This is a genomic window from Rhodoferax sp. GW822-FHT02D07, from assembly GCF_058802405.1.
Map to the genome: position 1 here is coordinate 105,070 of NZ_JBXAOD010000001.1, position 25,814 is coordinate 130,883.

A 25,814-nucleotide genomic window follows, 5' to 3' on the forward strand; every position below is an offset into this window, starting at 1 on the left:
GGCTGGATTCTTAAGAATCCAGCCATTTTTTGCTTCTGGAGTGGTGTTTTGAGCACCATATCGCAATCGGATGCCCCACCTCCCGGCCTACGATAGCTATCAATGTCCCGTATCTGCCAACAGGAGTTTTGCCGTGCTGTCCAACCCCGCCACCAAATACCGCGCCTTCCCCGCCATTGACTTGCCACAGCGCCAATGGCCCAGCTGTACCATCACCCAGGCCCCGATCTGGATGAGCACCGACCTGCGCGACGGCAACCAGTCCCTGTTCGAGCCCATGAACGCCGAGCGCAAGATGCGCATGTTCCGTACCCTGTGCCAGATCGGCTTCAAGGAGATCGAGGTCGGCTTTCCCAGCGCCTCGCAGACCGACTTTGACTTTGTGCGCCAGCTCATCGAGGGCGGCCATGTGCCCGAGGACGTGACCATCGAGGTATTGACCCAGTCGCGTGACCACCTCATTACCCGCACCATCGAGTCCCTCAAGGGCGCGCGCCGCGCCATCGTCCACGTCTACAACGCCACGGCTCCCGTGTTCCGCGAAGTGGTGTTTGGCATGAACAAGGACGAGGTCAAGGAGCTCGCGGTCTCCTCGGTGCGTCTCATCAAGCAGATCACCTCCACCATGCCCGAGACCGAATGGGTGCTGCAGTACAGCCCCGAGGTCTTCACCAGCACTGAGCTGGACTTTGCCTGCGAGGTCTGCGACGCAGTCACTGCGGAGTGGGGCGCCACGCCGGACAACAAGGTCATCCTCAACCTGCCCGCCACTGTGGAAGTGGCCACGCCCAATGTGTATGCCGACCAGATCGAGTGGATGCACACCCACCTGGCGCGTCGCGACAGCGTCATCCTCAGCCTGCACCCGCACAACGACCGGGGCACCGGTGTGGCCGCGGCCGAGCTGGGTGTCATGGCCGGTGCTGACCGTGTCGAAGGCTGCCTGTTTGGCAATGGCGAGCGCACCGGCAATGTGGACCTGGTCACGCTGGCGCTTAACCTCTATACCCAGGGTGTGTCCCCGGGCCTGGACTTTTCCGACATCAACGCCATTGCGCGCACCGTGGAGCACTGCAACCAGCTGCCCATCCACCCGCGCCACCCCTATGTGGGTGACCTCGTGTTCACCGCCTTCAGCGGCTCGCACCAGGACGCGATCAAGAAAGGCTTTGCCGCGCAAAAGGCGGACGGCCTGTGGCAAGTGCCCTACATGCCCATCGACCCGGCCGACGTGGGCCGCAGCTATGACTCGGTGATCCGCGTCAACAGCCAGAGCGGCAAGGGCGGTGTGGCCTACCTCATGGAGGCCGAGTTTGGCGTGGTGATGCCGCGCCGCCTGCAGGTGGAGTTCTCGGGCGAGGTGCAGAGTTACACAGACACCCACGGCGGCGAGATGACGGCGCAGGCCATCTGGGATCTGTTCGACGCCACCTACCTGAACCCGGCCGAGGCCTCGGTGCGCTATCTGGAGCACCACCTCTTTGAGCACCCCACCGAGCCCGGTAAAAAGCATGTGCAAGGCATCCGCCTGGCCTTAGAAGTGGATGGCCAGCGCGTCATCGCCAGCGGCGAGGGCAATGGCCCCATCGACGCCGCAGTGCATGCGCTGCACACCCTGGGCATCCGCGTCCAGGTGCGCAGCTATGAAGAACGCAGCACCAAGGCCAGCGCTGATGCGGGCGAGGCCCAGGCCTGCGCCTTCATGGAGTTGTCTGCCGGCTCGGGCAGTGGCGAGCGCTTTGGCGTGGGCCTGGACACCAATATCGTGACCGCCTCGGTCAAGGCGCTGGTGAGTGGCGTGAACCGCTTGGGGCTGATGACGCAAGAAGCTTCCGCAGTGGCGGCGTGAGGCGAAAAAAAAACGAGGCTAGGGCCTCGTTTTTTTATTCGGAAGATCCGAGTTAGACGCGTTGGCGGCGACGTGCGGCCGCACCAAGGAGTCCCAAGCCTGCCAACAGCATTGCATAGGTCTCTGGTTCAGGGACTGCGGTAGTGAATTTGACTTCAGACAGGCCGGTGTAGTTGTCACCGTAGTTGCTATTGAGGCTGAACTGAATGTAACGGGCGTTGAAGCCCAAACCAAAGGTTTGGCCGTTGAAAGGTAGATCCTCTGTTTTGTTCAGTACGAAATCGGAAAAATGGGTGTAGGTGACGCCATCTACCGAGTAACTGATACCCAAGTCTTTGACCGAGCGCTCAACGCCACAGCAGCCGGCCCCGTAGTTCCAGATGGTGGTGCTGCCAATTTTCTGGGCAGATCCGACATCAAATGTCAGGGTACCGGTAACGGCGCCATTGGTGAGCCACTTGGTTTGCCAGTCTCCGCTGTGCGAGTTACCGGAAAGGCCAGCACCATTGATCAGGTTGTTAACGTTGTATGTATAGAAGGTGCTGGACGCAGTCACGCTGGAAACTGGAATGTCAGCTGCGAATGCGGTGGCGGACAACAGACTGGTCATAGCGATACAGCCTGCAGCGACGGTCATGCGAATTGTTTTGATGTAGTTCATGAAAAACCCCTGTGGGAAAAGTAGTTGCGGGCGGAGTCTCTGGGATATCGCGGTATCCGTCGATAGTCCGATCGGGTCTTCATTTCAATGTAACAAACTGCTACTTGAAGGGGTCTAGGCTACAGATTTACTATGGCTGCGTTGCTCCACAATCAGGTGGACAGGTATGAATTGCTCCTGAATTCATAGCCGCTCGCGCAATGTCAACGAGGGCTAGTGGGTGTTTTTCTTAAGCGCCTCCACCACATGGTCGATCCACACCCGCACCTTGGCAGGCAGAAAGCGGTTGGAGGGGTAGAGCAGCCAGGCCGTTCCGGCGTAGTAGGTCTGGTGTTGCCAGTCATTCAGCACGGTGACCAGTGCGCCACTGGCCAGGGCTTTGCGCGCCGTGAATTCGGGCAGGCTGGCCAAGCCCAAGTGGTGCAGGGCGGCTTCCAGCCGGACCTCGCTGTGGTTGGCCGCGTAGCGGCCGCTTACTTTCACACGCACTTCTTCGCCCTGGCCGTTGGCAGCGCCGGTGCCGTTGCGGCGAAAGCGCCAGTGGCGGTCGTCCTCCGTCTCTCCCAGGTAAATACAGCTGTGTTCCGCCAGTTCGCGGGGGTGTTGCGGCGTGCCATGGGTGGTCAGGTACTGGGGGCTGGCGCACACGATGTGGTGTACCGGCATTAACGGGCGACCTGCCAGGCCTGGCGGTGGTGCATCGGTGGCACGTATGGCCAGGTCAATCGGTTCCTGCAGCAAATCGACCTGCCGGTCGGTAATGACCAGCTGCACATCCACCTCGGGATAGCGGGCCAAAAAGGCGGGCATCAACGGGTGGATGACCTGACGGCCCACGGCCTTGGCCATGCTCACGCGCACCAGGCCGCGCGGCGTGGCGGTGTGGGTGTCACTCAGCGCCAGCACCTCGCGCGCAGCGCCCACCAAGGCCTGGCAGCGGCTGTAGGCGGCGGTTCCGGCCTCGGTCATGCGCAGCTTGCGCGTGGTGCGCTCCAGCAGGCGCACCCGCAGCACGCCCTCCAGTCGCGCCACCTGCCGGCTGGCAGCAGAGGGGGTGATTCCCAGCTCACGCGCTGCGGCGGAGAAGCTGCCCGCCTCCACCACGCGGGCGAACACGGCCATGTCGGGCAGGCTGTCCAAGGGGGTATTGATGCTCATGGCGCACAAGTGATGTTCTATTGAAAAGGATTATCACTTTCATGGCGGCAATCAACAATTCTGGCCTGTTCACTCTTTTCTTGCCCGCGCCATGAGCACCGCCGCCTTGTCACCCCCCACCGCGCTGCTGCGCTTGTCTGATCTGGCGCTGCTGCTGGTCGCCCTGGTCTGGGGCACCAGCTACGGCGTGGCCAAGGGTGCGCTGGCGTACTACCCGGTGCTGGGTTTTCTGGCGGTGCGCTTTCTGCTGACGTTGGTGTTGCTGCTGCCCGCGCTGTGGCGCGCCAACGCGCAGCAGCGGCGCGATGCCTTCGCCGCCGGTCTGCCGCTGGGCGGGCTGATGCTGTGCATCTTCCTGTCCGAAACCTATGGCGTGGCCCACACGCAGGCCAGCAATGCAGCTTTCCTCATCAGCCTGTGCGTGGTGTTTACGCCGGTGGTGGAGTGGTGGCTGCTGGGGCAGCGCCCGGCGCGTGCCCTGTGGGGCTTTGCCGCCGTGTCTCTGCTGGGGGCGCTGTTGCTGAGCGGCGGCTTTCAGGGCGCGCTGGGCTGGGGCGACGGTCTGATGCTGGCGGCCGCCGTGCTGCGCGCCATCACCGTGTGCCAGACCACGCGGCTCACGCGCCACCGCACGGCGCCTGCGCTGGCGCTTACCGCCGTGCAGTCTGGCGTGATTGGTCTGGGCTGCCTGGGGCTGGCGCTGGCCGTGCCTGGAGGCTTGCCGCCCCTACCCACAGAGCCCGCATTCTGGCAGTCCACGGTGTACCTGGTGCTGGGCTGCACGGTGTTTGCCTTCTTTGCGCAGAACTGGGCGCTGAAGTTCAGCGCCCCCAGCCGTGTGGCCCTGCTCACCAGCAGTGAGCCGGTGTTTGGCGCCCTGTTTGCCGTGCTGTGGCTGAATGAAAGCCTGAGCCCGCTGGGCTGGCTGGGTGGGGCGCTGATTGTGCTGGCTGCGCTGTGGACGACGGCGCGGCGCTGAGACAGCGCTATCGAGTTGATAGCTGCTCACGCACTATGGACGGGGGCTAGAGGCTTATTTTGTTGCTCAAGGCCGCTTACGCAGCCGCCCAGCACCCACCGCTGCAGCGCTCAATGCCGGCCAAGTCGCGCCGGCTTTGCACTTCGGTGAATCCGGCCGCCATGAGCAGTGCGCGCACCGCGGGTGCCTGGTCATAGCCATGCTCCAGCAGCAGCCAGCCGCCAGGCTGCAGGCGGCTGCGGGCTTGGTCGATGATGGTGCGGATGTCGTCTAGTCCATCGGCGCCGGCGGTCAGGGCCTGGCGCGGCTCGTGGCGCAGGGCGGGCAGGTGTTCGTCGTTGTCGCGGATGTAGGGCGGGTTGGAGACGATGGCGTGGAACGGGCCAGTCACGTCCTCTAGCCACGAGCCCTGTGCAAATGCCACGTTCAGGCCCAGGCGTTGCGCGTTGGCCTGTGCCACCGCCAGCGCGTCATGGCTGTAGTCCACGGCCTGCACCTGCAGGGCAGGTCGGGTGTGCTTCAGGGCCAGCGCAATGGCGCCGCTGCCGGTGCCCAGGTCGATCACGTGGCCGCCGGGCTGCGGTGCCAGCACCTCCAGCGCCCAGTCCACCAGGGTTTCGGTGTCGGGGCGCGGTACCAGGACGCGGGCGTCCACCTGCAGGTCCAGCCCGTAAAACTCCTGGCGCCCCGTCAGGTAGGCCACGGGCTCACCGTTCAGGCGGCGGCTTGCCAGCAACTCCAGCGCGGCGTGCACCTTATCCGGCAGCGGGTCCGCATCGTGGGCCAGCAGCCAGGCCCGCGCGGTGCGCGGCTGGCCCAAGGCGTGCAGCAGCAGCAGCCTGGCGTCCGTCAGGTCCAGGCCCCGCTGCTGCAGGGCGTTCAGGGTGTGTGCGATGGTAGCCATGGGTTGCTATGAAATGAGGAGCTGCTTGCGCACGATGGATGCGGGTCAAGCCGGATTTTCTTGCGATTTCCTGATTTTTTGTGCGGCGCCGTCGGGTAAATGCAGTACAGTCATTTCGCATAACAGTACAGGTTGTCCAAAACCGGAATTGGCGTTGGCGGGGCGCCCTCTTTGCAAAGAGGTGGTTACATGGGTGTTGCATTGTCCTCTGGTTCCAAGGCGTCCGGCGGCTGGCTGGGCCGGCTCTCGCTCAATACCAAGATTTGCCTGGCTGCGACGGTGCTGGTGGTCCTCAGCCTGGGCATTACCGCCACGGTGATTGGTGTGGAAAGCAGTGCCACTGCGCAAAGCGCCACAATGGACCTGGCCCGCACCTCGGCCCGCGAGGCGGCCAGTGCAGTCCAGACGCGCATACGCACCAATCTGTCCTCCGTCATGGCGCTGGCTGCGGCCATGCGCAGCACCAAGGAGGCCCAACTGCCTTTGCAGCGCCCGCAGGTGGACGAGATGAGCAAGGCCACGCTGACCAGTTCGCCCGATTTCGTGGGCGCGGCGGTCACCTGGGAGCCCAATGCGCTCGATGGCAAGGACGCCGAATTCGCCGGCAAGGCCCCGCTCTACGACGATACCGGCCGGCATATGCCCTACTGGACGCGCCAGCCCAATGGGGGCTTCCATGTGGAACCCATCGTCTTCGACCCCAAGCCGGGCGCAAACGACTGGTACGACATTCCCAAGAAGTCGCTGAAGGTCTACTTCACCGAACCCTATATCTACCCCATTGAGGGCAAGGACGTGCTGATGGCCTCGCTGGTCGCTCCCATTCTGGTGGGTGGCAGCTTCCAGGGCGTGGGCAGCGCGGACTTCACGCTGACGCAGTTGGGCAAGATCCTGGCAGATGTGCGCGTTATGGACGGTGGCAGTCTGGTGTTGCTGTCCAACACCGGCCTGTACGCCACCCACCCGGACGCGGCCATGGTGAACAAGAAGGCCGAAGATATTCCGGCCGCCGGGCTGGAGGCGATCCAGAAAGGCCAGCCTTACGAGTACACCGACGCCAGCAAGGTGGTGCACCTGCTGCAGCCGGTGGTGATCCACCCGGACACGGCGCCCTGGGCGGTGCGCCTGAGTTTTCCGGAGCGCGTGGCCACGGCTTCCGCGCGCAAGCTCACGCTTTACACCCTGGGCGTGGCTCTGGCATGCGCGGTGGCCACGGCGCTGATTCTGGTGACGGTGGTCTCGCGCCTGATGAAGCCGCTGCGCGCCCTGAGCGCAGCCATGACCGAGGTGTCCAGCGGCGATGCGGACTTGCGCACCAAGTTGGAAGTGCACGGCCAGGACGAGCTGGCCACCATCGGTAACGGCTTCAACCGCTTCGTGGCGCAGATCCATGGCGTGCTGGGCCAGGTGCGCAGCAGCGCCGACAGCGTGGCCACCGCCAGCGCCGAGATTGCCCAAGGCAACCATGACCTGAGTGCGCGCACCGAGCACCAGGCCAGCGCGCTCGAAGAAACCGCCGCCAGCATGGAAGAACTCAATGCCACTGTGAAGCAGAACGCCGACAACGCCCGCCAGGCCAACCAGTTGGCCATGAGTGCATCCACGGTGGCGGTGCAGGGGGGCGAGGTGGTGGGGCAGGTGGTGCACACCATGAAGGGGATCAACGAGGCCTCGCGCAAGATCAGCGACATCATCAGTGTCATCGACGGCATTGCCTTCCAGACCAACATCCTCGCTCTCAATGCGGCGGTGGAGGCCGCCCGCGCGGGCGAGCAGGGGCGCGGCTTTGCGGTAGTGGCGTCGGAAGTGCGCAGCTTGGCCGGGCGCAGTGCCGAGGCGGCCAAAGAGATCAAGCAGCTCATCAGCACCAGTGTGGAACGCGTGGAGCAGGGCACCGCCTTGGTGGACAAGGCGGGCGAGACCATGACCGAGGTGGTCAGCAGCATCCGCCGTGTGACCGACATCATGGGCGAGATCAGCGCCGCCAGTAGCGAGCAGAGCGCCGGCGTCGCCCAGGTGGGCGAGGCTGTGACCTCCATGGACCAGGCGACGCAGCAGAACGCCGCGCTGGTAGAGCAGATGGCCGCGGCGGCAAGCAGCCTCAAGAGTCAGGCCAACGAGCTGGTCGAGGTGGTGGGCGTCTTCAAGCTCTGATCTGTCGCGCTTCCCCGTGCGACGCCCCGCAGGCACTTGTGGGGCGTTTTGATTGGAGCGCGTGGGAGTCTGCGTTGCCCGGACGCTTAACTCAGGCCTTTTTCCAGCGCAGCGAGCTGTTCGGCAGCCTCGTAGGCCTGCAGCGCCTCCATCACATCGCCCAGGTCGCCTTCCATGGCGCGGTCCAGCTTGTACAGCGTGAGGTTGATGCGGTGGTCGGTCAGGCGGCCCTGGGGGAAGTTGTAGGTCCGAATCCGGTCGCTTCTATCTCCACTTCCGACCAGACTCTTGCGTTCGGCGGCGTCCTTGGCGGCGCGCTCGCTGCGTTCCTTTTCGTGGATACGGGCGGTCAGCACCTTCAGCGCCTGGGCCTTGTTGCTGTGCTGGCTGCGGCCGTCCTGGCACTCGGCGACGATGCCGGTCGGGATGTGCGTGATGCGCACGGCCGAGTCGGTCTTGTTGATGTGCTGACCGCCGGCGCCGCTGGCGCGGTAGGTGTCGATGCGCAGGTCGGACGGGTTGATCTTGGCGGCTTCCACTTCGTCCTGCTCGGCCAGCACGGCAATCGTGCAGGCGCTGGTGTGGATGCGGCCCTGGGTTTCAGTGGCGGGCACGCGCTGCACGCGGTGGCCGCCGCTTTCGAATTTCAGCATGCCATAGGCGCCACAGGAGCCAGAGTGGGTGGTCGTGCTGCCCTCGATGCGCAGCACCACTTCCTTGTAGCCGCCCAGTTCGCTCTGCGATTCGCTCATGATCTCGGTCTTGAGGCCGATACTGTCGCAGTAACGCGTGTACATGCGCGCCAGGTCGGCGGCAAACAGGGCGGATTCATCGCCGCCCGTACCGGCGCGGATTTCGACAAACGCAGGGCGCGCGTCGTCGGGGTCCTTGGGCAGCAGCATGCGCTGCAACTCTGTCTCCAACTGGGCCATCTCTGCGGTGGCGCTGGCAATTTCCTCCTCGGCCATCTCCGCCATGTCGGGATCGGATTTCATCTCCTCCGCACCCGCCAGGTCGGCCTCACGCTGCTGGAACCGCACCCAGCGGCTCGCCACGGCAGCCACATCAGTGTGCTCGCGCGAGAGCTTGAGGAACTGGTCCATGTCTTTCATGATGTCTTCGCGCGAAAGCAAAAACTCCAGCTCCCCCTGGCGGTCGACATAACGGGCAAGTTGTTGGCGAAGAAACGGTTTCATAGGTAGAAGGTGAACATCGCAACGCCGGTAAGGCCCAGGCCGAAGCGAAAAAACAAAATGTGGCTGTTAAAGCTCCCCTCTCGCCCGCAGGGGGAGAGGGGCTGGGGGAGAGTGGGCCCAGCGCAGCTAACGGCTATTGCGCAAGAAGAAGTGCTGGATCGCCGAACTCGCACGGTCCCGTGCCGCAGCGTCCCCCGCATGCAACTCGGCCATCGCGCCGTGCAACATCTTCTGCGTGAGGCCACGCGAGAGGGCTTCGAGTACCGCATCCACGTTCTCACCCTTGGCCAGCAGTTTGCGCGCGCGCGCCAATTCGGCTGTGCGCCATTCATCGGCCTGGGCATTGAGCTGCTGGATCAAGGGCACCGCACTGCGCTGGTCCACCCAGTGCATAAAGCTCTGCACGCCGGCGTCCACAATCGCCTCCGCCTGGGCCACGGCGGCCTGGCGGCTGGCCTGGGCGGTCTGCACCACGCTGGCCAGATCGTCCACGGTGTAGAGGTAGACGTCACCCAAGGCCTTCACCTCGGGTTCAATGTCGCGCGGGACGGCAAGGTCCACCATGAACATGGGGCGGTGGCGGCGCTTCTTGAGCGCGCGTTCCACGGCGCCCAAGCCAATGATGGGCAGGGTACTGGCCGTGCAGCTGATGACGGCGTCGAACTCGTGCAGGCGCTCGGGCAGGTCGGCCAAGCGCATCACCTCGCCGCCAAAGCGGCTGGCCAGCTTCTCGCCACGTTCCAGTGTGCGGTTGGCAATGGCAATGCTCTTGGGATTCTTGGCCGCGAAGTGCGTGGCGCAGAGCTCGATCATTTCGCCTGCGCCCACAAACAGCACCTTCATCTGGGCCAGATCCTCAAACAGGTTGCCGGCCAAGCGCACGGCAGCGGCGGCCATGCTGATGCTGTGCGCGCCGATCTCGGTGGAGGTGCGCACTTCCTTGGCCACAGCAAAGGAGCGCTGGAACATCTGCGAGAGTGTGGTGCCCAGCGCACCGGCTTCGTCAGCCACGCGCACGGCGTCCTTCAACTGGCCCAGGATCTGCGGCTCGCCCAGCACCATGCTGTCCAGTCCACTGGCCACGCGGAAGGCGTGGCGCGCGGCCTGGCTGTCTTCCAGCCGGTAGGTGTGGGCGCGCAGCTCGTTGGCCGACACACCGCCGCTGCGGGCCAGCCAGGCCAGCGTGTGGTCCAGCGCGACTTCATCGCCCGCGCAGTAAATCTCGGTACGGTTGCAGGTGGAGACGATGGCGGCCTCGGGCGGGCGCACCATGCTTTGGCGCAGGCCGTGCAACTGGGGTGCGAGCTGGTCGATGGCGAACGCAAACCGGCCCCGCATGTCCAGCGGTGCGGTCGTGTGGTTGATGCCTAATGCCCAGACTGCCATATATGTAGACCCCGATTATAAAATCGAGACCCTTTCACCGCTGACAGGCCTGCTTTGGCCTTTGTGCCACCGCCATGGGCCCCTTGGACCTGCTCAACCACCTGCTGAACTTTGCTGCGCCGGCCTTGCTGGTGGCCGGCGTGCTGGCCTTTCTGGCTCCCGCCTTGATGCGAAACAAGGCTCCAGCCCGCACCCGATTTGCGCAAATAGCTATCAATTTTGTAGTGGGCCTGCTGGCGCTGCTGGTCGGCCTGGTGTTCTTTGGCCGCGACGGCAAGATGCTGAGCTACGCCGCGCTGGTGCTGGCCTGCGCCACCAGCCAGTGGTGGGCGCTGCGCCGTTGATGGGCCGTTTCATCAAATATTGACCTATGTCAACCCGCTTCCAGGCTGTACTTTTTGACCACGATGGCACTTTGGTCGAGTCCGAGGGTCAACATTTCGCCCTTTGGAACCAGGTGCTGGCGCCCTATGGCTTTGCGCTGACGCTGGCGCAGTACAAGGGTTTTTACGCCGGCGTCCCCACCGATGCCAACGCCGTTGATCTGGTGGAGCGCTTTGGCGTAAAAGAGCAGCCCCAGGTCTTGGCCCGGCTGAAGAACGAGAGCTCCCAAACCTACCTGCGGGACAACGCCTTCCCGCTGATGCCGGGTGTGCGGGAGTCCATCGCCCGGCTGCAGGCCGCCAGCTTGCGCCTGGGCGTGGTGACTGGCGCCCGCGCTTATGCCATCGACGCCACACTGCGCTCCCACGCCCTGACGCCGGTGTTTGAAACCGTGGTGTCGGCCGACGACGTGGTGCACAGCAAGCCGGCACCGGATTGCTACCTGCTGGCCCTGCAGCGCATGGGCCTGGCCGCACAGGACGTGGTGGCTTTTGAGGACACGGAGCACGGCGTGGCCGCCGCCATTGCCGCGGGCATGGCCTGCGTGGCCATTCCGACCGAGATGTCGGCTGGGCACGATTTCAGCGCGGCCACCGTGACTCTGCCCAGCATGCAGGATGCCGTGCGTTGGGTGCTCACGCAGAAATAGAGCGAAAGGACCGTTAGCCCTTGTGCTATCTGCGCAAGCAGCTATGGTTTGTGTAGCAGTCAGACAGGGCTGAAGAGGTCGACCCGGTCGGTGATGATGCCGTCCGTGCCCAGATCCATCAGGCGTTGCGCGGCCCAGTCGTCGTTGACGGTGTAGCTCAGGGTGCGTAAACCCGCGCTCTGCGCTTGGGTAACCGTGCTGCGGTCCCACAGCGCGTGGTTGCAGACGATGGCCTGGCAGCCCAGGCGTAGCGCGGTTTCCAGCCACCCGCTCCACAGCGTGTCCAGCAGCAGGCCACGTGGCAGGCCGGGCGCCGTGGCCTGGGCGCCTTCCAGCGCCTCGGGGTCGAAGGAGGTGAGCAGGGGCGGCACCGCCTGGCCTTGCCAGAGGCGGGCGGCGTGGGTGGCCACCACCTCGCCTGTGTGGCGCTCGGTGCCCGGGGTGGGCTTGATCTCGATATTGAGGAAGTGGCCGTTGCGCAGGCAGTAGGCCGCGATGGCGTCCAGCGTGGCCAGCGGTTCGCCCGCGTAGCTGCGGCTGTGCCAGCTGCCGGCGTCCAACTGCGCCAGCGAACCCCAGGCGTGGTCGCCCCCGGTGGGGCTGGCGCCGGTGGGCAGGGCGTTGCGGGCATTGGTGGTGCGCGCCAGCGTGGCGTCGTGCATGAGGAAGGGCACACCATCGGCACTGAGCTTCACATCGCATTCGAACATGCGGTAGCCGTATTGCGCGCCCAGGCGGAAGGCGGCCAAGGTGTTCTCTGGTGCCAGTTTGCCGGCGCCGCGGTGGGCCACCCAGCGCGGGTAGGGCCAGTGGGGTTGTGTCATAGGCGTTTGCCGCTGGCGGCATCGAAGTGGTGAATACGGTCAGCGCGGGGAATCACGTGCAGCACGCTGCCCAAGGCCGGCACGGGCTGAGATTCCTCGATGCGGACGATCATGCTCTCTTCCGAATCCATATGGTTCCAGCGGCCATAGACCAGGCGTTCGGCGCCCAGCATTTCCACGGCCTCCACGCGAATGGCCCAGCCGCTGTCGCTCACGTCCAGATGCTCGGGGCGCACGCCGGTGACGGTGCTGGGTTCGGTGCCGGGCGCGTTCTTGAGCAGGTTCATGGGCGGCGAGCCGATGAAGCTGGCCACAAAGGTGCTGGCCGGGCGGGTGTAGACCTCTTCGGGGGTGCCGAACTGTTCCATCACGCCGCCGTTCATGACGATCATGCGCTGGGCCAGGGTCATGGCTTCCACCTGGTCATGGGTGACAAACAGGCTGGTGATACCCAGCTCGCGGTGCAGTTTCTGGATTTCCAGGCGCGTCTGGGCGCGCAACTTGGCGTCCAGGTTGGAGAGCGGTTCGTCAAACAAAAAGACCTGAGGCTGGCGCACGATGGCGCGGCCCATGGCCACACGCTGGCGCTGCCCGCCAGACAGGGCCTTGGGTTTCCGCTCCAAATACTGGCCCAGTTCCAGGATCTTGGCCGCCTTGTCCACGCGCGCCTTGATCTCGTCCATGGGCACGTTGGCGATCTTGAGGCCGTAGGCCATGTTCTCGAACACGCTCATGTGCGGGTAGAGCGCGTAGTTCTGGAACACCATGGCGATGTCGCGGTCGGAGGGCTCCAGGTCGTTGACCACGCGCCCGCCAATGGAGATCTGGCCCTCGCTGATTTCTTCGAGGCCGGCCACCATGCGCAGGAGTGTGGACTTGCCGCAGCCGCTGGGGCCAACGATCACGATGAATTCGCCATCAGCGATCTGTGCGTTGACGCCGTGGATGACCTGGTTGGCGGTCTTGCCGCTACCGTAGCGCTTGATGACGTTGTTGAGTTCGATGGAAGCCATAAATCAGTCAGTTCTGGGTTGTAGGGGGTTGTCGTCGTGGGTGGGGCCGTGCTTATTTTTCGGTATCCACCAAGCCTTTGACAAACCACTTTTGCATCAAGATCACCACCAGCGCCGGCGGAAGCATGGCCAGCATGGCAGTGGCCATGACGATGTTCCATTCGGTCTGCGCATCGCCACCAGAAATCATCTGCTTGATGCCGATAACCACTGGGTACATGCTCTCTTCGGTGGTGACCAGCAGCGGCCACAGATACTGGTTCCAGCCATAGATGAACTGGATCACAAACAGGGCCGCAATGCTGGTACGCGACAGGGGAACCAGGATGTCCTTGAAGAAGCGCAGCGGCCCAGCGCCATCCACACGCGCAGCTTCCACCAGTTCATCGGGCACGGTCAAGAAGAACTGGCGGAACAGGAAGGTGGCTGTGGCCGATGCAATCAGCGGCACGGTCAGGCCCGCATAGCTGTTGAGCAGGCCCAGATCCGCTACCACTTGGTAGGTTGGCCCAATGCGCACTTCCACCGGCAGCATCAGCGTCACGAAGATGGCCCAAAAGAAGAACATGCGCAGGGGAAAGCGGAAGTACACGATGGCAAAGGCGGAGAGCAGCGAGATGGCGATCTTGCCAATCGCGATCACCATGGCGGTGATCAGGCTCACCAGCATCATGTGGCCGACCGATGCGTGCGAGCCGGTGCCGGTGCGCTCGCCGGAGAGGGCGGTGGCGTAGTTGTCCAGCAGGTGCGAGCCCGGCAGCATGGGCATGGGGACTTGCACCACAGCCTCGGTGGTGTGGGTGGAGGCTACAAAGGTCATGTAGATGGGAAATGCCACGATAAGCACGCCCAGCACCAGGATGACATGGGCCAGAATGCCCAGGGTGAGCCGTCGTTCGACCATATCAGTAGCTCACTTTCTTTTCGACAAAACGGAACTGCACGACGGTGAGTGCAACGACGATGAACATCAGCACCACGCTCTGTGCGGCCGAGCCGCCCAGGTCCATGGCCTTGAAGCCGTCAAAGTACACCTTGTAGACCAGGATGGCAGTGTCCTTGCCAGGGCCGCCCTTGGTGGCTGCATCGACGATGGCGAAGGTGTCGAAGAAGGCATAGATGATGTTGATCACCAGCAGGAAGAAGGTGGTCGGCGAGAGCAGGGGGAACTGGATGGTCCAGAAGCGCTTCCAGGGGCGCGCACCGTCCATGGCAGCCGCCTCGATGAGCGATTTGGGGATGCTTTGCAAACCGGCAAGGAAGAACAAGAAGTTGTAGGAGATCTGCTTCCACACGGCGGCCATGACGATCAGGGCCATGGCGTGGTTGCTGTTGAGCAGCGGGTCCCAGCCAATGCCAGCTTCGCGAAGCCAGTAGGACAGGATGCCGATGCTGGGCGAGAACATGAACAGCCACAGCACGCCCGCCACGGCGGGAGCCACTGCGTAGGGCCAGATCAGGAAGGTGCGGTAGACGCCCGAGCCGCGCACCACCCGGTCCGCAAAGATGGCCAGCGTGAGTGATAGCGCCAAGCCCAGCACCGCTACCAGGGCCGAGAACACGGCCGTGGTCTGGAAGGAGGCGAGGTAGGAGGCATCGTTCCAGAGGTTGCGGAAGTTCTCCATGCCCACAAAGCTGACCGAGGTCCCGAAGGCATCACTTTGCTGCACCGACTGCAGCAGGGCCTGCGCTGCCGGCCAGAAGAAGAACACGGCAATGATGAAGACCTGCGGTGCCAGAAGCACCCAGGGCAGCCACGCCGACTTGAAAACCACTCTTTTTTCGACCGCCATAGGCTTGATTCCGCTCCGTCCAGAAATGCAAAGTGGCGGCCCATGCCGCCACTTCGAAGATGCTAACTCAGCCGCTTATTTGTTTGCTTTTTCGAAGCGCTCCAGCAGCTCGTCGCCACGCTTGACGATGCTGTCCAGGGCTTCCTTGGCCGTCTTCTTGCTAGCCCAGACCTGTTCGAGCTCTTCGTCCTCGATTGTGCGGATCTGCACATAGTTGCCCAAGCGGATGCCTCGCGACTTGTCGGTCACCTTGCGGATCATCTGCGTCACAGCCACGTCGGTGCCGGGGTTTTCCTTGTAGAAGCCGGATTTGTCGGTGAGCTGGTAGGCTGCAGTGGTAACGGGCAGGTAGCCGGTGCGCTTGTGGCTGGCGGACTGCACTTCGGGCTGGGAGATGAAGTCAAAGAACTTGGCGATGCCCTTGTATTCCTCTGGCTTCTTGCCGGCCATGACCCAGAGGCTGGCGCCACCGATGACGGTGTTCTGCGGTGCACCGGGCACGTCCTGGTAGTAGGGCAGGGGCGCCAGGCCAAAGCCGAACTTGGCGTTCTTCTTGACGTTGCCGTAGAAGCCGCTGGAGGTCGTGATCATGGCGCACTCGCCCGAGACGAAGCTGGCTTCGGGCGCATTGCCACGGCCACGGTAAACGAACAGGCCCTGCTTGGCCATGTTGGCCAGGTTCTCGATGTGGCGCACGTGCAGGGGCGAGTTGATCTTCAGGCGAGCATCCATGCCGGCCAGGCCGTTTTGCTTGGTGGCGAACTCGACGTTGTGCCAGGCGGAGAAGCTCTCCAGCTGGGTCCAACCTTGCCAGGCCAGGGTGATGGGGCACTTGTGGCCGCTGGCCTTGAGCTTGGCGGCAGCAAGGGCGACTTCACCCCAGGTGGCGGGTGCTTTTTCAGCGTCCAGACCGGCGGCCTTGAAGGCGTCCTTGTTGTAATAGAAGACCGTGGTGGAGCTGTTGAAGGGGAAGCTCAGCATCTGGCCGTTGGGGGCGGTGTAGTAACCGGCTACGGCGGGGATGTAGGCCTTGGGGTCGAACTTCTGACCGGCGTCGGCCATGACTTTGCCCACGGGCACGATGGCGCCCTTGCTGGCCATCATGGTGGCGGTGCCCACTTCAAACACCTGGAGGATGTGCGGCGCGTTGCCGGCGCGAAAAGCGGCTACGGCAGCGGTCATGGACTCGTCGTAGGTGCCCTTGAAGGTGGGCACGATGCGGTATTCCTTCTGGCTGGCGTTGAATTCCTTGGCCAGATCGTTCACCCACTCACCGTTCACGGCGGTCATGGAGTGCCACCATTGAATGTCGGTTTGTGCCTGTGCAGGCAGGGCCACCGAGAAGGCGGCCGCAGAAACAGCGGCGATGGCCAGTGCCCGGCGGGTGAGGGTGCTGTGGGTCATGGGGAAGGCTCCTGAAAAAGAATGGCGCGATGCTAGGGGCGCGGCGTGTCAAATTTGTGTCAATTCGATTAAACGCCAGCTCTTCTGACCGTTTGGTCAGGGGTTTCCACTAGAAAAGCCCGTGAATGGACGGTGCGGTACCATCTAAGACCTACCAAAAAAGGCCTGTTGGGGGCCCTTGGCAGCAACTACAGATCCTGATGAACGCACCCACCTCGCTCAATCACCTTCTCAGCGCCGCCCACCCGGACGGGCACGCGCAGGAACGCATCCGCGAAATCCCCTACAACTACACCTCGTTTTCCGACCGCGAGATCGTGATCCGCCTGCTGGGTTCCCAATGCTGGGAGTTGCTGAACCAATTGCGTGGAGAGCGCCAGACCGGCCGTTCCGCCCGCATGCTCTATGAAGTGCTGGGCGATGTTTGGGTGGTGCAGCGTAACCCTTACCTGCAAGACGACCTGCTGGACAACCCCAAGCGTCGCGGACAGCTGGTGGACGCGCTGAACCACCGCCTGTCTGAAGTGGAAAAGCGCCGTACCCCGCAGACCGACCCTGAGCGCGATGCCATGGTCGGCCAGTTGCTGGTGGCGGCCCGCGCGGCAGTCAAAACTTTTGACGCAGCCTTTGTCGAAGTTGGCGCCCTGCGCAAGAAGACGCAGAAGCTGCTCTACAAGCTCACCGCCAAGGACAACGTCAAGTTCGACGGCCTGAGCCGCGTGAGCCATGTGACCGACGCGACCGATTGGCGCGTGGAATATCCCTTTGTGGTGCTGTGCCCGGACTCGGAAGAGGAAATGGCGGGTCTGGTGAAGGGCTGTATCGACCTGGGGCTGACCATCATCCCGCGTGGGGGCGGCACTGGGTACACGGGCGGCGCCATTCCGCTGACTTGGAAGAGCGCGGTCATCAACACCGAAAAGCTCGAAGCCATGACCGAGGTGGAGATGAAGCGCCTGCCCGGTATGGACCGGGATGTTGCGACGGTGTGGAGCGAGGCCGGCGTGGTGACGCAGCGTGTGGCCGATGCGGCCGAACGCGCTGGCTACGTGTTTGCCGTGGACCCGACCTCGGCCGAGGCCTCGTGCATTGGCGGCAACATCGCGATGAACGCGGGTGGCAAGAAGGCTGTGCTCTGGGGCACGGCGCTGGACAATCTGGCCAGCTGGCGCATGGTGACGCCGCAGGCCGAGTGGCTGGAGGTAACCCGTATCAACCACAACATGGGCAAGATCCATGATGTGGACGTGGCCAGCTTCGAGCTGCAGTACTACAAGGCCGACGGCAAGACGCCGATCCGCAAGGAGCGCCTGGACATCCCCGGCGCCACCTTCCGCAAGGAAGGCCTGGGCAAGGACGTGACGGACAAGTTCCTCAGTGGCCTGCCCGGTATCCAGAAAGAGGGGACCGACGGCCTCATCACCAGCGGGCGCTGGGTGGTGCACAAGATGCCGACCCATACGCGCACGGTGTGCCTGGAGTTCTTTGGCAATGCTAAGGACGCCGTGCCCAGCATCGTGGACATCAAGGACTTCATGTTTGCCGAGCAAAAGCGCAGTGGCGTGCTGCTGGCGGGCTTGGAGCATCTGGACGACCGCTACCTCAAGGCTGTGGGCTATGCCACCAAGAGCAAGCGCGGCGGCCTGCCCAAGATGGTGCTGGTGGGCGACATTGCCGGTGACAACGCCGACGACGTGGCCCGTGTGACCAGCGAAGTGGTGCGTCTGGCCAACAGCCGCAGTGGCGAAGGCTTTGTGGCCGTGAGCGCCGAGGCACGCAAGAAATTCTGGCTGGACCGCAAGCGCACCGCCGCCATCAGCAAGCACACCAACGCCTTCAAGATCAACGAAGACGTGGTGATCCCGCTGCCGCGCATGGCCGAGTACACCGATGGAATTGAGCGCATCAACATCGAGCTCAGCCTGCAGAACAAGCTGGCCCTGTGCGACGCGCTGACTGAGTTCTTCGAGCGCAGCGATCTACCCTTGGGCAAGACGGACGACGCCAACGACATCCCCAGTGCCGAGTTGCTCGAAGACCGCGTGGCCCAGGCTCTGGAGCTGGTGGCGCAGGTGCGCGGCCAGTGGCGGGGCTGGCTGGATGGCGTGGAGACGCTGTTCCCCCAACTGCAGGACCACAGCCTGCGCGCCAGTTGGAAGACCCAGTTGCGCACGCCGCTGCAAGCCATCTTCACCGGTGTTGCGTTCGACGCCATCCTGGCCGAGTGCACGGCCATCCACAAGCGCGTGCTCAAGGGCCGCGTCTGGGTCGCGTTGCACATGCATGCGGGTGACGGCAATGTGCACACCAATATTCCGGTCAACAGCGACGACTACGAGATGTTGCAGTCCGCCCATGGCGCTGTGAAACGCATCATGGCGCTGGCGCGCAGCCTGGATGGTGTGATCTCTGGCGAGCACGGCATTGGCATCACCAAGCTGGAGTTTTTGAGCGAAGCCGAGCTGGCTCCGTTCATTGCCTACAAGGCCAAGGTGGACCCCGAAGGGCGCTTCAACAAGGGAAAACTGCTACGTAATCAGGAGCAGTCAGCGCAGGACGGACAAGGGTTTGCGCCGCATTTGACTGCAGATGGCTCGACCATCTACGCCGACCTGACGAATGCCTACACGCCGTCTTTCGGCCTCATGGGCCACGAGTCGTTGATCATGCAGCAGAGCGACATTGGCGCGATTGCCGATTCGGTGAAGGACTGCCTGCGTTGCGGCAAGTGCAAGCCGGTATGCAGCACCCACGTGCCGCGTGCCAACCTGCTCTACAGCCCGCGCAACAAGATTTTGGCCACCTCGCTGTTGGTGGAGGCCTTCCTCTACGAAGAGCAGACGCGCCGCGGTATCAGCGTGAAGCACTGGGAGGAGTTTGAGGACGTGGCGGACCACTGCACGGTCTGCCACAAGTGTGAATCGCCCTGTCCGGTGAAGATCGACTTTGGCGACGTGACCATGAACATGCGCAACCTGTTGCGCAAGATGGGGCAAAAGAGCTTCCGGCCGGGCAACGCGGCCGCCATGTTCTTCCTGAACGCCACCAATCCTGAGACTATCAAGCTGATGCGCTCGGCCATGGTGGGCGTGGGCTTCAAGGCCCAGCGCCTGGCCAACCAGGTCTTGCGCCTGGCTGCGCGCAAGCAGACCAACAAGCCGCCAGCCACGGTAGGCACTGCGCCCATCAAGGAGCAGGTGATCCACTTCATCAACAAGAAGATGCCCGGTGGACTGCCCAAGAAGACGGCCCGCGCGTTGCTGGACATTGAAGATGCGGACTACGTGCCCATCATCCGCAACCCGCAGACCACCACCGCAGAGACTGAGGCGGTGTTCTACTTCCCCGGCTGCGGATCGGAGCGCCTGTTCAGCCAGGTGGGCCTGGCCACGCAGGCCATGCTGTGGCATGCCGGCGTGCAAACGGTGTTGCCGCCCGGTTACCTGTGCTGTGGCTACCCGCAGCGCGGCAGCGGCCAGTTCGACAAAGCCGAGAAAATGATCACCGATAACCGGGTGCTGTTCCACCGTGTGGCCAACACGCTGAACTACCTGGACATCAAGACGGTGGTGGTGTCGTGCGGCACCTGTTACGACCAGCTGCAGGGTTACGAGTTCGACAAGATCTTCCCCGGCTGCCGCATCATCGATATCCACGAGTACCTGCTCGAAAAGGGCATCACCCTGCCCGCAGGCCAGGGCGGCTTCCTCTACCACGAGCCCTGCCACAACCCCATGAAGCAGGGCGATGCGATGAAGACCGTGAAGGCGCTGGTGGGTGATCAGGTGCTCAAGAGTGACCGTTGCTGCGGCGAGTCGGGCACGCTGGGCGTGACGCGTCCTGATGTGTCCACCCAAGTGCGATTCCGCAAGGAAGAGGAAATCCGCAAGGGCGAGGCCGCACTGCGCGCCAGCGGCGCCGTGGCCGAAGAAGGCAATATCAAGATCCTGACGAGCTGCCCGAGCTGCCTGCAGGGCTTGAACCGCTACGGCAACGACCTGAACAACGGATTGCTGGAGGCCGACTACATTGTGGTCGAGATGGCCAACCAGATTCTGGGTAAGGACTGGCTTCCGAACTATGTGCAAATTGCCAACGCCGGAGGCATAGAACGCGTGCTGGTGTAGTCCCATTGGCCGGGGGGACGGGTATTTTGTAAGCAAGTGCGCGGCATTTCGGCCGATACTTAGCCTAGGCTTGTGTTGTCGGGGGCTCCCATATGTCGAATCGTGCGTCGCTGAACCATATTTACCGCACTGTGTGGAACAGTGCGCTGGGCGCCATGGTGGCCGTGGCCGAAATCGCCAGCAGTGGCGGGCGTGCGGCAGCCGGTGCCCCGGGCGGCCGGGCGCTGCCCGCGCCAGCGGCTTCACCGCCATTGCGGCTGGGGGCGTTGTCCTTGTCCATAGCGCTGGGCTGGCTGGCGACACCCGCCCTGGCCAACCCGGAGGGTGGCGTGGCCGTGGTGGGCTCTGCCACCATGACAACGAATGGCAACCAGTTGCTGGTCACCACGCAGAACGGTGCTGGCGGCAATTACTCGGCCATCAACTGGCAAAGCTTTTCCATCCCGGTCGGCAGCACCACGCATTTCCAGCAACCCAATGCCGCCAGCACCTCGATCAACCGGGTGGTGACCAACACCCCTTCGCTGCTGTTTGGCACCCTGTCGAGCAACGGCAATCTCGTGCTGGTCAACCAGGCCGGCATTGCCGTGGGTACGGGCGCCGTGGTGGATACGGCCGGTTTCACGGCCTCGGCGCTGCGCATGTCTGATGCTGATGCATTGGCCGGACGGCTGCGCCTTGGCGATGACGGCACTTCCACGGGTAGTGTGTCCGTGCAAGGGCGCATCCTCGCGCGCAGCGGTGATGTGGTGCTGATCGGTGTGAATGTGGACACGGGGCGCGATGCATTGATCGAGGCACCCAACGGCAGCACGATTCTGGCTGCGGGGCAGAAGGTGGAAATCACCGGCCGGGGCCTGGAGGGCATCGTCCTGCAGGTGCAGGCACCCACCGATTCGGTCGTGAACTTGGGCACGCTCAAGGCCGGCGCAGTTGGCATGTTTGCCAGCACCCTGCGCCACAGCGGCGCCATCCAGGCCACCACGGCCACGATGGAAGGCGGCAAGGTGGTGCTCAAGGCGGCGGGTGATGCCTATGTCGAAGGCAGCGCACGCATAGACGCGAGCAGCGCCACCGGCAAAGGCGGCAGCGTGGCGGTGCTGGGCAACCGGGTCGGCCTGACTGACCAAGCCACTGTCGATGCCTCGGGCGCCACGGGTGGCGGCGCGATCCTGGTGGGCGGCGATTACCAAGGCAAGAATGCACAGGTGCAGAACGCCTCCGCCACCTATGTGGGCAAGGACGTGCAACTGCTGGCTAATGCAACCCAGACGGGCGATGGCGGCAAGGTGGTCGTGTGGGCCAATGATGCGACGCGCTACCTGGGCAGCATCAGCGCCAATGGCGGCGCCCAGAGCGGCAATGGCGGCATGGTTGAAGTGTCTGGCAAGAACTTCCTGTCCTTCAACGGCACGGTGAGCACCACGGCTGCCAATGGCAACAAGGGCAGCTTGCTGCTGGATCCAACCAATATCTATATCGCCGTTGACCAGACCACAGCCACGGCCTTGGGCATGGTGGGGGTAGACAATTCGGTGGATCTGAGTGGTCCCCTTACGTTTGCAACAGCAGGTGTTCCGACGGACTCGCTGCTCACCACTGCCACGCTTAATTCCGCCTTGGTCTCCAACAACGTGACCGTCAGCACCAGCAGCAGCGGCGGTGGTAATGGCGATATCGTGGTGGGCTCCAACATTGCCAAGAGCGCGGGTACGGGCACCACGCTCACTTTGCAGGCGGACAGGGACATCGTTGTTAACGGTGGGGTCAGCATCAACTCTACCTCCACGGCCAGCCCGCTCAGTGTCGTGTTCAATGCCACCGGTGCGGTGGCCATGCATACGGGTTCCTCCATCGATACCAAAGGCGGTAGCGTCACAATGACGGGTACGGGCAATGCCACCAACAATACGGGGGTGAAGTTGACCGGGGCCACGGTGAACGCCGGGGTCGGGAATATCTCCATTACCGGAACCGGCGTGGCCGGTACCGCCAGCAGCAACAGTGGTGTCCATATTGGTACCGGAAGCTCCTTGCTGACCACCAGCGGCAACATCACCCTCAACGGCACGGGCGGAGCGGCCAGCGGGACCTACAACGCCAAATACGGCGTAATGGTTCAGGGCGGCACTATTCAGACGGCCACCGGGGCGATTTCGCTGACTGGCACGGGCGGCAGCAATGCCACGTCTTTTGGTACGGGCGTCTACCTGGACGGCGGCACCGTGAGCGCCACCTCCAGCGGCAGCGTGTCCCTCACTGGCAACGGAGGGGCTGGCAGTACGGGTGCGGGGGACTATGGCGTGTATCTCGCCAGCGCTAACTCGGGACTGACGGTATCTTCGGTCAACGGCTCGGTGACGATTAATGGCACGGCTACCGGTAACTCCGAAGGGGTACGGATGTTCGCCACCTTGGGTCATACGATCAATGTCACCTCGACGGGGTCGGCCTCCATCACGCTGACTGGTGCCGGTTCGGGCACCTCCTCACAACACAGCTTTCAGCTCGATGGGACCTCGGGGGCGGTCACCATCGGTGGCGCCTCCTCTTCCGGTGCAATCAGCTTTGTGGCTGGTGGGGCGCTGGAAGATATTTCCATCATCAGCGGTGTCACCATCCAGGGCACGGGCACGTTGTCGCTGAAGCCCTTGACCGGCAGCACCAGCATCGGCGTGGGTACGGGAACCGGATCCTTCACGTTGGATGGCACAGAGCTTGGCGCGCTGGCGAACGGGTTTTCCAGCATCACTATTGGTGGCGCTACGCAGAGCGGGTTGATCACGGCAGGGACATCGACCTTTCAAGACAACCTCACGCTGGAAACCTCAGGCGGCATCAGCTTTTCCGGTGCTTTGACATCGTCTGGCAACACCGTGACCTTGAAATTTGGGAATACCGGGGTGACTCAGTCGGCGGGTGCCACTCTCACTGCGGGTGGCCTGGTGTTGCAAGGAACCGGCATGGTCTCCATGACGGAGGCGAATGTGGTGTCGACTCTCAGCGCGACCCTTTCCGGCAACACAAATCAGTCCAGCTATTGGAATACAGGAGCCTTGACTTTGGGCGCCATCACGTCCACCGCCGGATTGAGTATCAAGACGGGTGGCGGGGCTTTGACCCAATCTGCTGCTGTTTCCTTTACCGGCAGCACCACGACAACCTTGGATTCCGGTGGAGGAGCTATTACCCTCACCAATGCTGGAAACCAGCTTCAATCGCTGAACATCTCCAATGCAGGTGCTGTCTCCATCGTGAACAACTCAACTGCTTTGACCTTGGGGAGTAGCTCCGCCACGTCACTCAATGTGTATTCGGCCGGAAACCTGAACCTTGCCGGCGCGATCAGTGCATCTGCAGCTGGCGACGCGGTGGTGCTGCGTACCGATGGCACGTTGGGCAATTTCACGGCTTCCATCAGTACTCCGAACGGACGTTGGTTGGCTTACCTGAAGAGCGTGGCAGGGCACAGCTTTGTATCTACCCCCAATTTCAAGCAATTCAACGCTGCCTACGGAACCACGGTGCTGGGTACCGGTAACGGGGTTTTGTACGACCCGACGGTCGTAGCGGTGCTCAGCGGTACGCTGGCAGGCTCCGTCACCAAGTCCTATGACGGCACCACCTCGGTCAGCCTCTCGGGCGCCGAGCTCAGTGGCGCCACCGGCTTTGCCGAGGCCTTCACGCCCGTGGGCACGGTCACCCTGTCCGGCACTGGCACGCTGGCTGATCCGAATATCGGCACCGGCATCAGCACCACAGCCAGCAACGCGACGGTCAATGTCATGGTGGATGCAGGCGGCCTCAAGGTCTATGGTTACAAGGCCAACGCCAGCGGTGCGATTGGCGAGGTGACCAAGGCCACGCTGCAACCTTTTGCAGGCATGACCCTGGCGGACTTTGCTGACAAGTTTGAGACCCTGCTGATCAAGCAGGACACCAAGGATGACCGGGCCAAGGGCACTGATGGCCTAGTGGTGGAAGGCGAAATATGCCGAATCTAAAGACATGGGGCGCTGCAGGCGCGCTGCTACTGGCCTGTGCATCCGCTGCATGGGCGCAACCCGCAGGGCAGGTGGAGTTTGCGCGGGGCGTGGGCTTTGCGCAAAGCGCAGGCCAGACGCCGCGCACCCTGGGCCAGGGTCTGCCCTTGCAGGCCGGTGACCGCCTGACCACGGCCGAAGGGGCTTACGCCATCGTCAAGATGCAGGATGGCACGCAGATGACGGTGCGGCCCAATTCCGACATCGTGATCCAGCAGTACGACTACAAGCAGAACGCCGAAAACAACAGCATGGTGTTGCAGTTGCTGCGCGGCGGTTTTCGTGCGCTCACGGGCCTCATCAACAAGAACCCCACGGGGTCGGCGCGTGTGATCACCTCTACCGCCACCATTGGCATCCGCGGTACCGATTTCGATGCACGCCTGTGCACCACCGACTGCAAGACCGAATCCGCCAAGGTGGCAGACCCGGCCCGCAGCAACGTGGTGCAGGCCAGTGCCAAACTGCTTACCTTGCTGGGTGAGGCTTCCGTGGTCGACGCGGCGGGTGTACGCCGGCGTGTAGTGGCCGGCGGTAGCGTGTACCCCGGCGATGTGGTTGAGACCACTGCGGGTACCACGGCCGTCTTGGTGTTCCGCGACGAAAGCCGCGTTACCGTGGGCGCCAACACGCGTTTCAAGGTTGACAGCTTTGTGTTTGACCAGGCCAACCCGCGCGAAGGGCGCTTCCTGGTTTCGCTGCTGCAGGGCTCCATGCGTGCGCTCAGCGGCTTGATCGGCAAGGCCAATCAGCGCAATGTGGGTTTTACCACCGCCACCGCCACCATTGGCATACGCGGCACGGGCCTGGACATGGACTGCTCCAGCGCGGGTAGCTGCAGCTTCTTCACTTGGCTGGGCGCTATTGAAGTCACGCCTCTGGGGCAGACCGCCCTGCAGGTACTGGAGGCCGGGCAGGGCTTGTTTGTCGGCCCCGAGGGCGTTCGCGTGCTGACCGAGCCCACACTGGTGAATTTGCCCCGTCCCGACGAGCTCAAGGTGGACATGCACCAGCTCTTCTCTGCCGGCGGGCTCCCTGAGGGGGCAGAGGGTCTGTATGTGTTTGTGCGTGACGGGCATATCGAGATCACCACGGCCAGCGAAGTGCTGCAACTGGGACGCGGTGAGGCCGGGTTTGCCGACCCCAATGGCAGCACCGTGCGCCCCCTGCGCATACCGCTGTTCCTGGACTTTGACATCGTGCCGCGCCCTGACAGCAAGAACCAGCAACTGCGCGGCGTACTCAACGACGCCGGTGTGCGTTCCATCAACCAGTGCCGGGGATGATGTT

At 63.2% G+C, this 25,814-nt stretch carries 18 protein-coding genes; 8 read left to right on the forward strand and 10 right to left on the reverse strand.

The annotated features are described in order from the left end of the window. Positions 1–133 precede the first annotated feature (133 nt). Positions 134–1,849, forward strand: a complete 1,716-nt coding sequence (gene leuA / locus AC1RNN_RS00570; RefSeq protein ID WP_493086870.1) for a 2-isopropylmalate synthase — start codon at positions 134–136, stop codon at positions 1,847–1,849. A gap of 52 nt (positions 1,850–1,901) precedes the next feature. On the opposite strand, the gene AC1RNN_RS00575 is transcribed toward leuA, so the two are convergent. Continuing rightward, a complete protein-coding gene (locus AC1RNN_RS00575; RefSeq protein ID WP_493086868.1) occupies positions 1,902–2,510 on the reverse strand; it encodes a discoidin domain-containing protein in 609 nt (202 codons plus the stop codon). 213 nt (positions 2,511–2,723) lie between these two features. Continuing rightward, on the reverse strand, positions 2,724–3,668 hold the full coding sequence (locus tag AC1RNN_RS00580; RefSeq protein WP_493086866.1) for a LysR family transcriptional regulator: 945 nt from the start codon (positions 3,666–3,668) through the stop codon (positions 2,724–2,726). Positions 3,669–3,759: 91 nt separating this feature from the next. Here AC1RNN_RS00580 and AC1RNN_RS00585 point away from each other — a divergent pair, with 91 nt between their 5' ends. Continuing rightward, a complete protein-coding gene (locus AC1RNN_RS00585) occupies positions 3,760–4,647 on the forward strand; it encodes a DMT family transporter (RefSeq protein ID WP_493086864.1) in 888 nt (295 codons plus the stop codon). 76 nt (positions 4,648–4,723) lie between these two features. Here the strand turns inward: AC1RNN_RS00585 and prmC are convergent, their stop codons facing one another. Continuing rightward, positions 4,724–5,551, reverse strand: coding sequence for a peptide chain release factor N(5)-glutamine methyltransferase (gene prmC, locus AC1RNN_RS00590; protein ID WP_493086862.1), 828 nt, complete (start codon positions 5,549–5,551; stop codon positions 4,724–4,726). Between the two features lie 189 nt (positions 5,552–5,740). Between prmC and AC1RNN_RS00595 the strand changes: the two genes are divergently transcribed. Continuing rightward, positions 5,741–7,705 (forward strand): methyl-accepting chemotaxis protein, encoded by a 1,965-nt coding sequence (locus tag AC1RNN_RS00595; protein ID WP_493086860.1) that lies wholly within the window; start codon positions 5,741–5,743, stop codon positions 7,703–7,705. A gap of 86 nt (positions 7,706–7,791) precedes the next feature. On the opposite strand, the gene prfA is transcribed toward AC1RNN_RS00595, so the two are convergent. After that, positions 7,792–8,901 carry a peptide chain release factor 1 gene (prfA, locus tag AC1RNN_RS00600; RefSeq protein ID WP_493086858.1) on the reverse strand — a complete coding sequence of 370 codons (1,110 nt, stop codon included), beginning with the start codon at positions 8,899–8,901 and terminating at the stop codon, positions 7,792–7,794. A gap of 126 nt (positions 8,902–9,027) precedes the next feature. Next, on the reverse strand, positions 9,028–10,287 hold the full coding sequence (gene hemA, locus AC1RNN_RS00605; RefSeq protein WP_493086856.1) for a glutamyl-tRNA reductase: 1,260 nt from the start codon (positions 10,285–10,287) through the stop codon (positions 9,028–9,030). A 74-nt stretch (positions 10,288–10,361) separates the two neighbouring features. On the opposite strand from hemA, the gene AC1RNN_RS00610 reads away from it, so the two are divergent. Both AC1RNN_RS00610 and AC1RNN_RS00615 read left to right on the forward strand, forming a co-directional pair. Continuing rightward, entirely contained in the window at positions 10,362–10,631 is a 270-nt protein-coding gene (locus tag AC1RNN_RS00610) for a hypothetical protein (RefSeq protein ID WP_493086854.1), read from the forward strand. Positions 10,632–10,657: 26 nt separating this feature from the next. Then, complete coding sequence (locus tag AC1RNN_RS00615) at positions 10,658–11,320, forward strand: HAD family hydrolase (protein ID WP_493086853.1); 663 nt, start codon at positions 10,658–10,660, stop codon at positions 11,318–11,320. A 59-nt stretch (positions 11,321–11,379) separates the two neighbouring features. Here AC1RNN_RS00615 and ugpQ read toward each other — a convergent pair whose 3' ends face one another. The 5 genes from ugpQ to ugpB all read right to left on the reverse strand — a co-directional run bounded on the left by ugpQ (position 11,380) and on the right by ugpB (position 16,354). After that, positions 11,380–12,144, reverse strand: a complete 765-nt coding sequence (gene ugpQ / locus AC1RNN_RS00620) for a glycerophosphodiester phosphodiesterase (protein WP_493086852.1) — start codon at positions 12,142–12,144, stop codon at positions 11,380–11,382. Further along, entirely contained in the window at positions 12,141–13,157 is a 1,017-nt protein-coding gene (gene ugpC, locus AC1RNN_RS00625) for a sn-glycerol-3-phosphate ABC transporter ATP-binding protein UgpC (protein WP_493086851.1), read from the reverse strand. The genes ugpQ and ugpC overlap by 4 nt, the downstream gene beginning before the upstream one ends. 52 nt (positions 13,158–13,209) lie before the next feature. Continuing rightward, complete coding sequence (gene ugpE / locus AC1RNN_RS00630) at positions 13,210–14,061, reverse strand: sn-glycerol-3-phosphate ABC transporter permease UgpE (protein ID WP_493086850.1); 852 nt, start codon at positions 14,059–14,061, stop codon at positions 13,210–13,212. A 1-nt stretch (position 14,062) separates the two neighbouring features. Further along, positions 14,063–14,950: a sn-glycerol-3-phosphate ABC transporter permease UgpA gene (gene ugpA, locus AC1RNN_RS00635; RefSeq protein WP_493086849.1), complete on the reverse strand. Its 888-nt coding sequence runs from the start codon at positions 14,948–14,950 to the stop codon at positions 14,063–14,065. Positions 14,951–15,025: 75 nt separating this feature from the next. After that, entirely contained in the window at positions 15,026–16,354 is a 1,329-nt protein-coding gene (gene ugpB, locus AC1RNN_RS00640; RefSeq protein WP_493086848.1) for a sn-glycerol-3-phosphate ABC transporter substrate-binding protein UgpB, read from the reverse strand. Between the two features lie 200 nt (positions 16,355–16,554). Here ugpB and AC1RNN_RS00645 point away from each other — a divergent pair, with 200 nt between their 5' ends. From AC1RNN_RS00645 to AC1RNN_RS00655, 3 genes are all read left to right on the forward strand, one after another. After that, on the forward strand, positions 16,555–20,481 hold the full coding sequence (locus AC1RNN_RS00645; protein ID WP_493086847.1) for a DUF3683 domain-containing protein: 3,927 nt from the start codon (positions 16,555–16,557) through the stop codon (positions 20,479–20,481). Positions 20,482–20,573: 92 nt separating this feature from the next. Continuing rightward, positions 20,574–24,485, forward strand: a complete 3,912-nt coding sequence (locus tag AC1RNN_RS00650) for a two-partner secretion domain-containing protein (RefSeq protein WP_493086846.1) — start codon at positions 20,574–20,576, stop codon at positions 24,483–24,485. Then, positions 24,473–25,810 (forward strand): FecR family protein, encoded by a 1,338-nt coding sequence (locus AC1RNN_RS00655; protein ID WP_493086844.1) that lies wholly within the window; start codon positions 24,473–24,475, stop codon positions 25,808–25,810. Before AC1RNN_RS00650 ends, AC1RNN_RS00655 begins: the two co-directional genes overlap by 13 nt. Positions 25,811–25,814 lie beyond the last annotated feature (4 nt).

What these genes read in the sequence shown, in the direction of transcription:
- prfA (WP_493086858.1), bottom strand. Translation starts at nt 8,901, where the DNA reads ATGAAACCGTTTCTTCGCCAACAACTTGCCCGTTATGTCGACCGCCAG.
- ugpQ (WP_493086852.1), bottom strand. Translation starts at nt 12,144, where the DNA reads ATGACACAACCCCACTGGCCCTACCCGCGCTGGGTGGCCCACCGCGGC.
- ugpA (WP_493086849.1), bottom strand. Translation starts at nt 14,950, where the DNA reads ATGGCGGTCGAAAAAAGAGTGGTTTTCAAGTCGGCGTGGCTGCCCTGG.
- AC1RNN_RS00580 (WP_493086866.1), bottom strand. Translation starts at nt 3,668, where the DNA reads ATGAGCATCAATACCCCCTTGGACAGCCTGCCCGACATGGCCGTGTTC.
- AC1RNN_RS00650 (WP_493086846.1), top strand. Translation starts at nt 20,574, where the DNA reads ATGTCGAATCGTGCGTCGCTGAACCATATTTACCGCACTGTGTGGAAC.
- AC1RNN_RS00645 (WP_493086847.1), top strand. Translation starts at nt 16,555, where the DNA reads ATGAACGCACCCACCTCGCTCAATCACCTTCTCAGCGCCGCCCACCCG.
- AC1RNN_RS00615 (WP_493086853.1), top strand. Translation starts at nt 10,658, where the DNA reads ATGTCAACCCGCTTCCAGGCTGTACTTTTTGACCACGATGGCACTTTG.
- AC1RNN_RS00655 (WP_493086844.1), top strand. Translation starts at nt 24,473, where the DNA reads ATGCCGAATCTAAAGACATGGGGCGCTGCAGGCGCGCTGCTACTGGCC.
- ugpE (WP_493086850.1), bottom strand. Translation starts at nt 14,061, where the DNA reads ATGGTCGAACGACGGCTCACCCTGGGCATTCTGGCCCATGTCATCCTG.
- AC1RNN_RS00585 (WP_493086864.1), top strand. Translation starts at nt 3,760, where the DNA reads ATGAGCACCGCCGCCTTGTCACCCCCCACCGCGCTGCTGCGCTTGTCT.
- ugpB (WP_493086848.1), bottom strand. Translation starts at nt 16,354, where the DNA reads ATGACCCACAGCACCCTCACCCGCCGGGCACTGGCCATCGCCGCTGTT.
- ugpC (WP_493086851.1), bottom strand. Translation starts at nt 13,157, where the DNA reads ATGGCTTCCATCGAACTCAACAACGTCATCAAGCGCTACGGTAGCGGC.
- AC1RNN_RS00575 (WP_493086868.1), bottom strand. Translation starts at nt 2,510, where the DNA reads ATGAACTACATCAAAACAATTCGCATGACCGTCGCTGCAGGCTGTATC.
- prmC (WP_493086862.1), bottom strand. Translation starts at nt 5,551, where the DNA reads ATGGCTACCATCGCACACACCCTGAACGCCCTGCAGCAGCGGGGCCTG.
- hemA (WP_493086856.1), bottom strand. Translation starts at nt 10,287, where the DNA reads ATGGCAGTCTGGGCATTAGGCATCAACCACACGACCGCACCGCTGGAC.
- AC1RNN_RS00595 (WP_493086860.1), top strand. Translation starts at nt 5,741, where the DNA reads ATGGGTGTTGCATTGTCCTCTGGTTCCAAGGCGTCCGGCGGCTGGCTG.
- AC1RNN_RS00610 (WP_493086854.1), top strand. Translation starts at nt 10,362, where the DNA reads ATGGGCCCCTTGGACCTGCTCAACCACCTGCTGAACTTTGCTGCGCCG.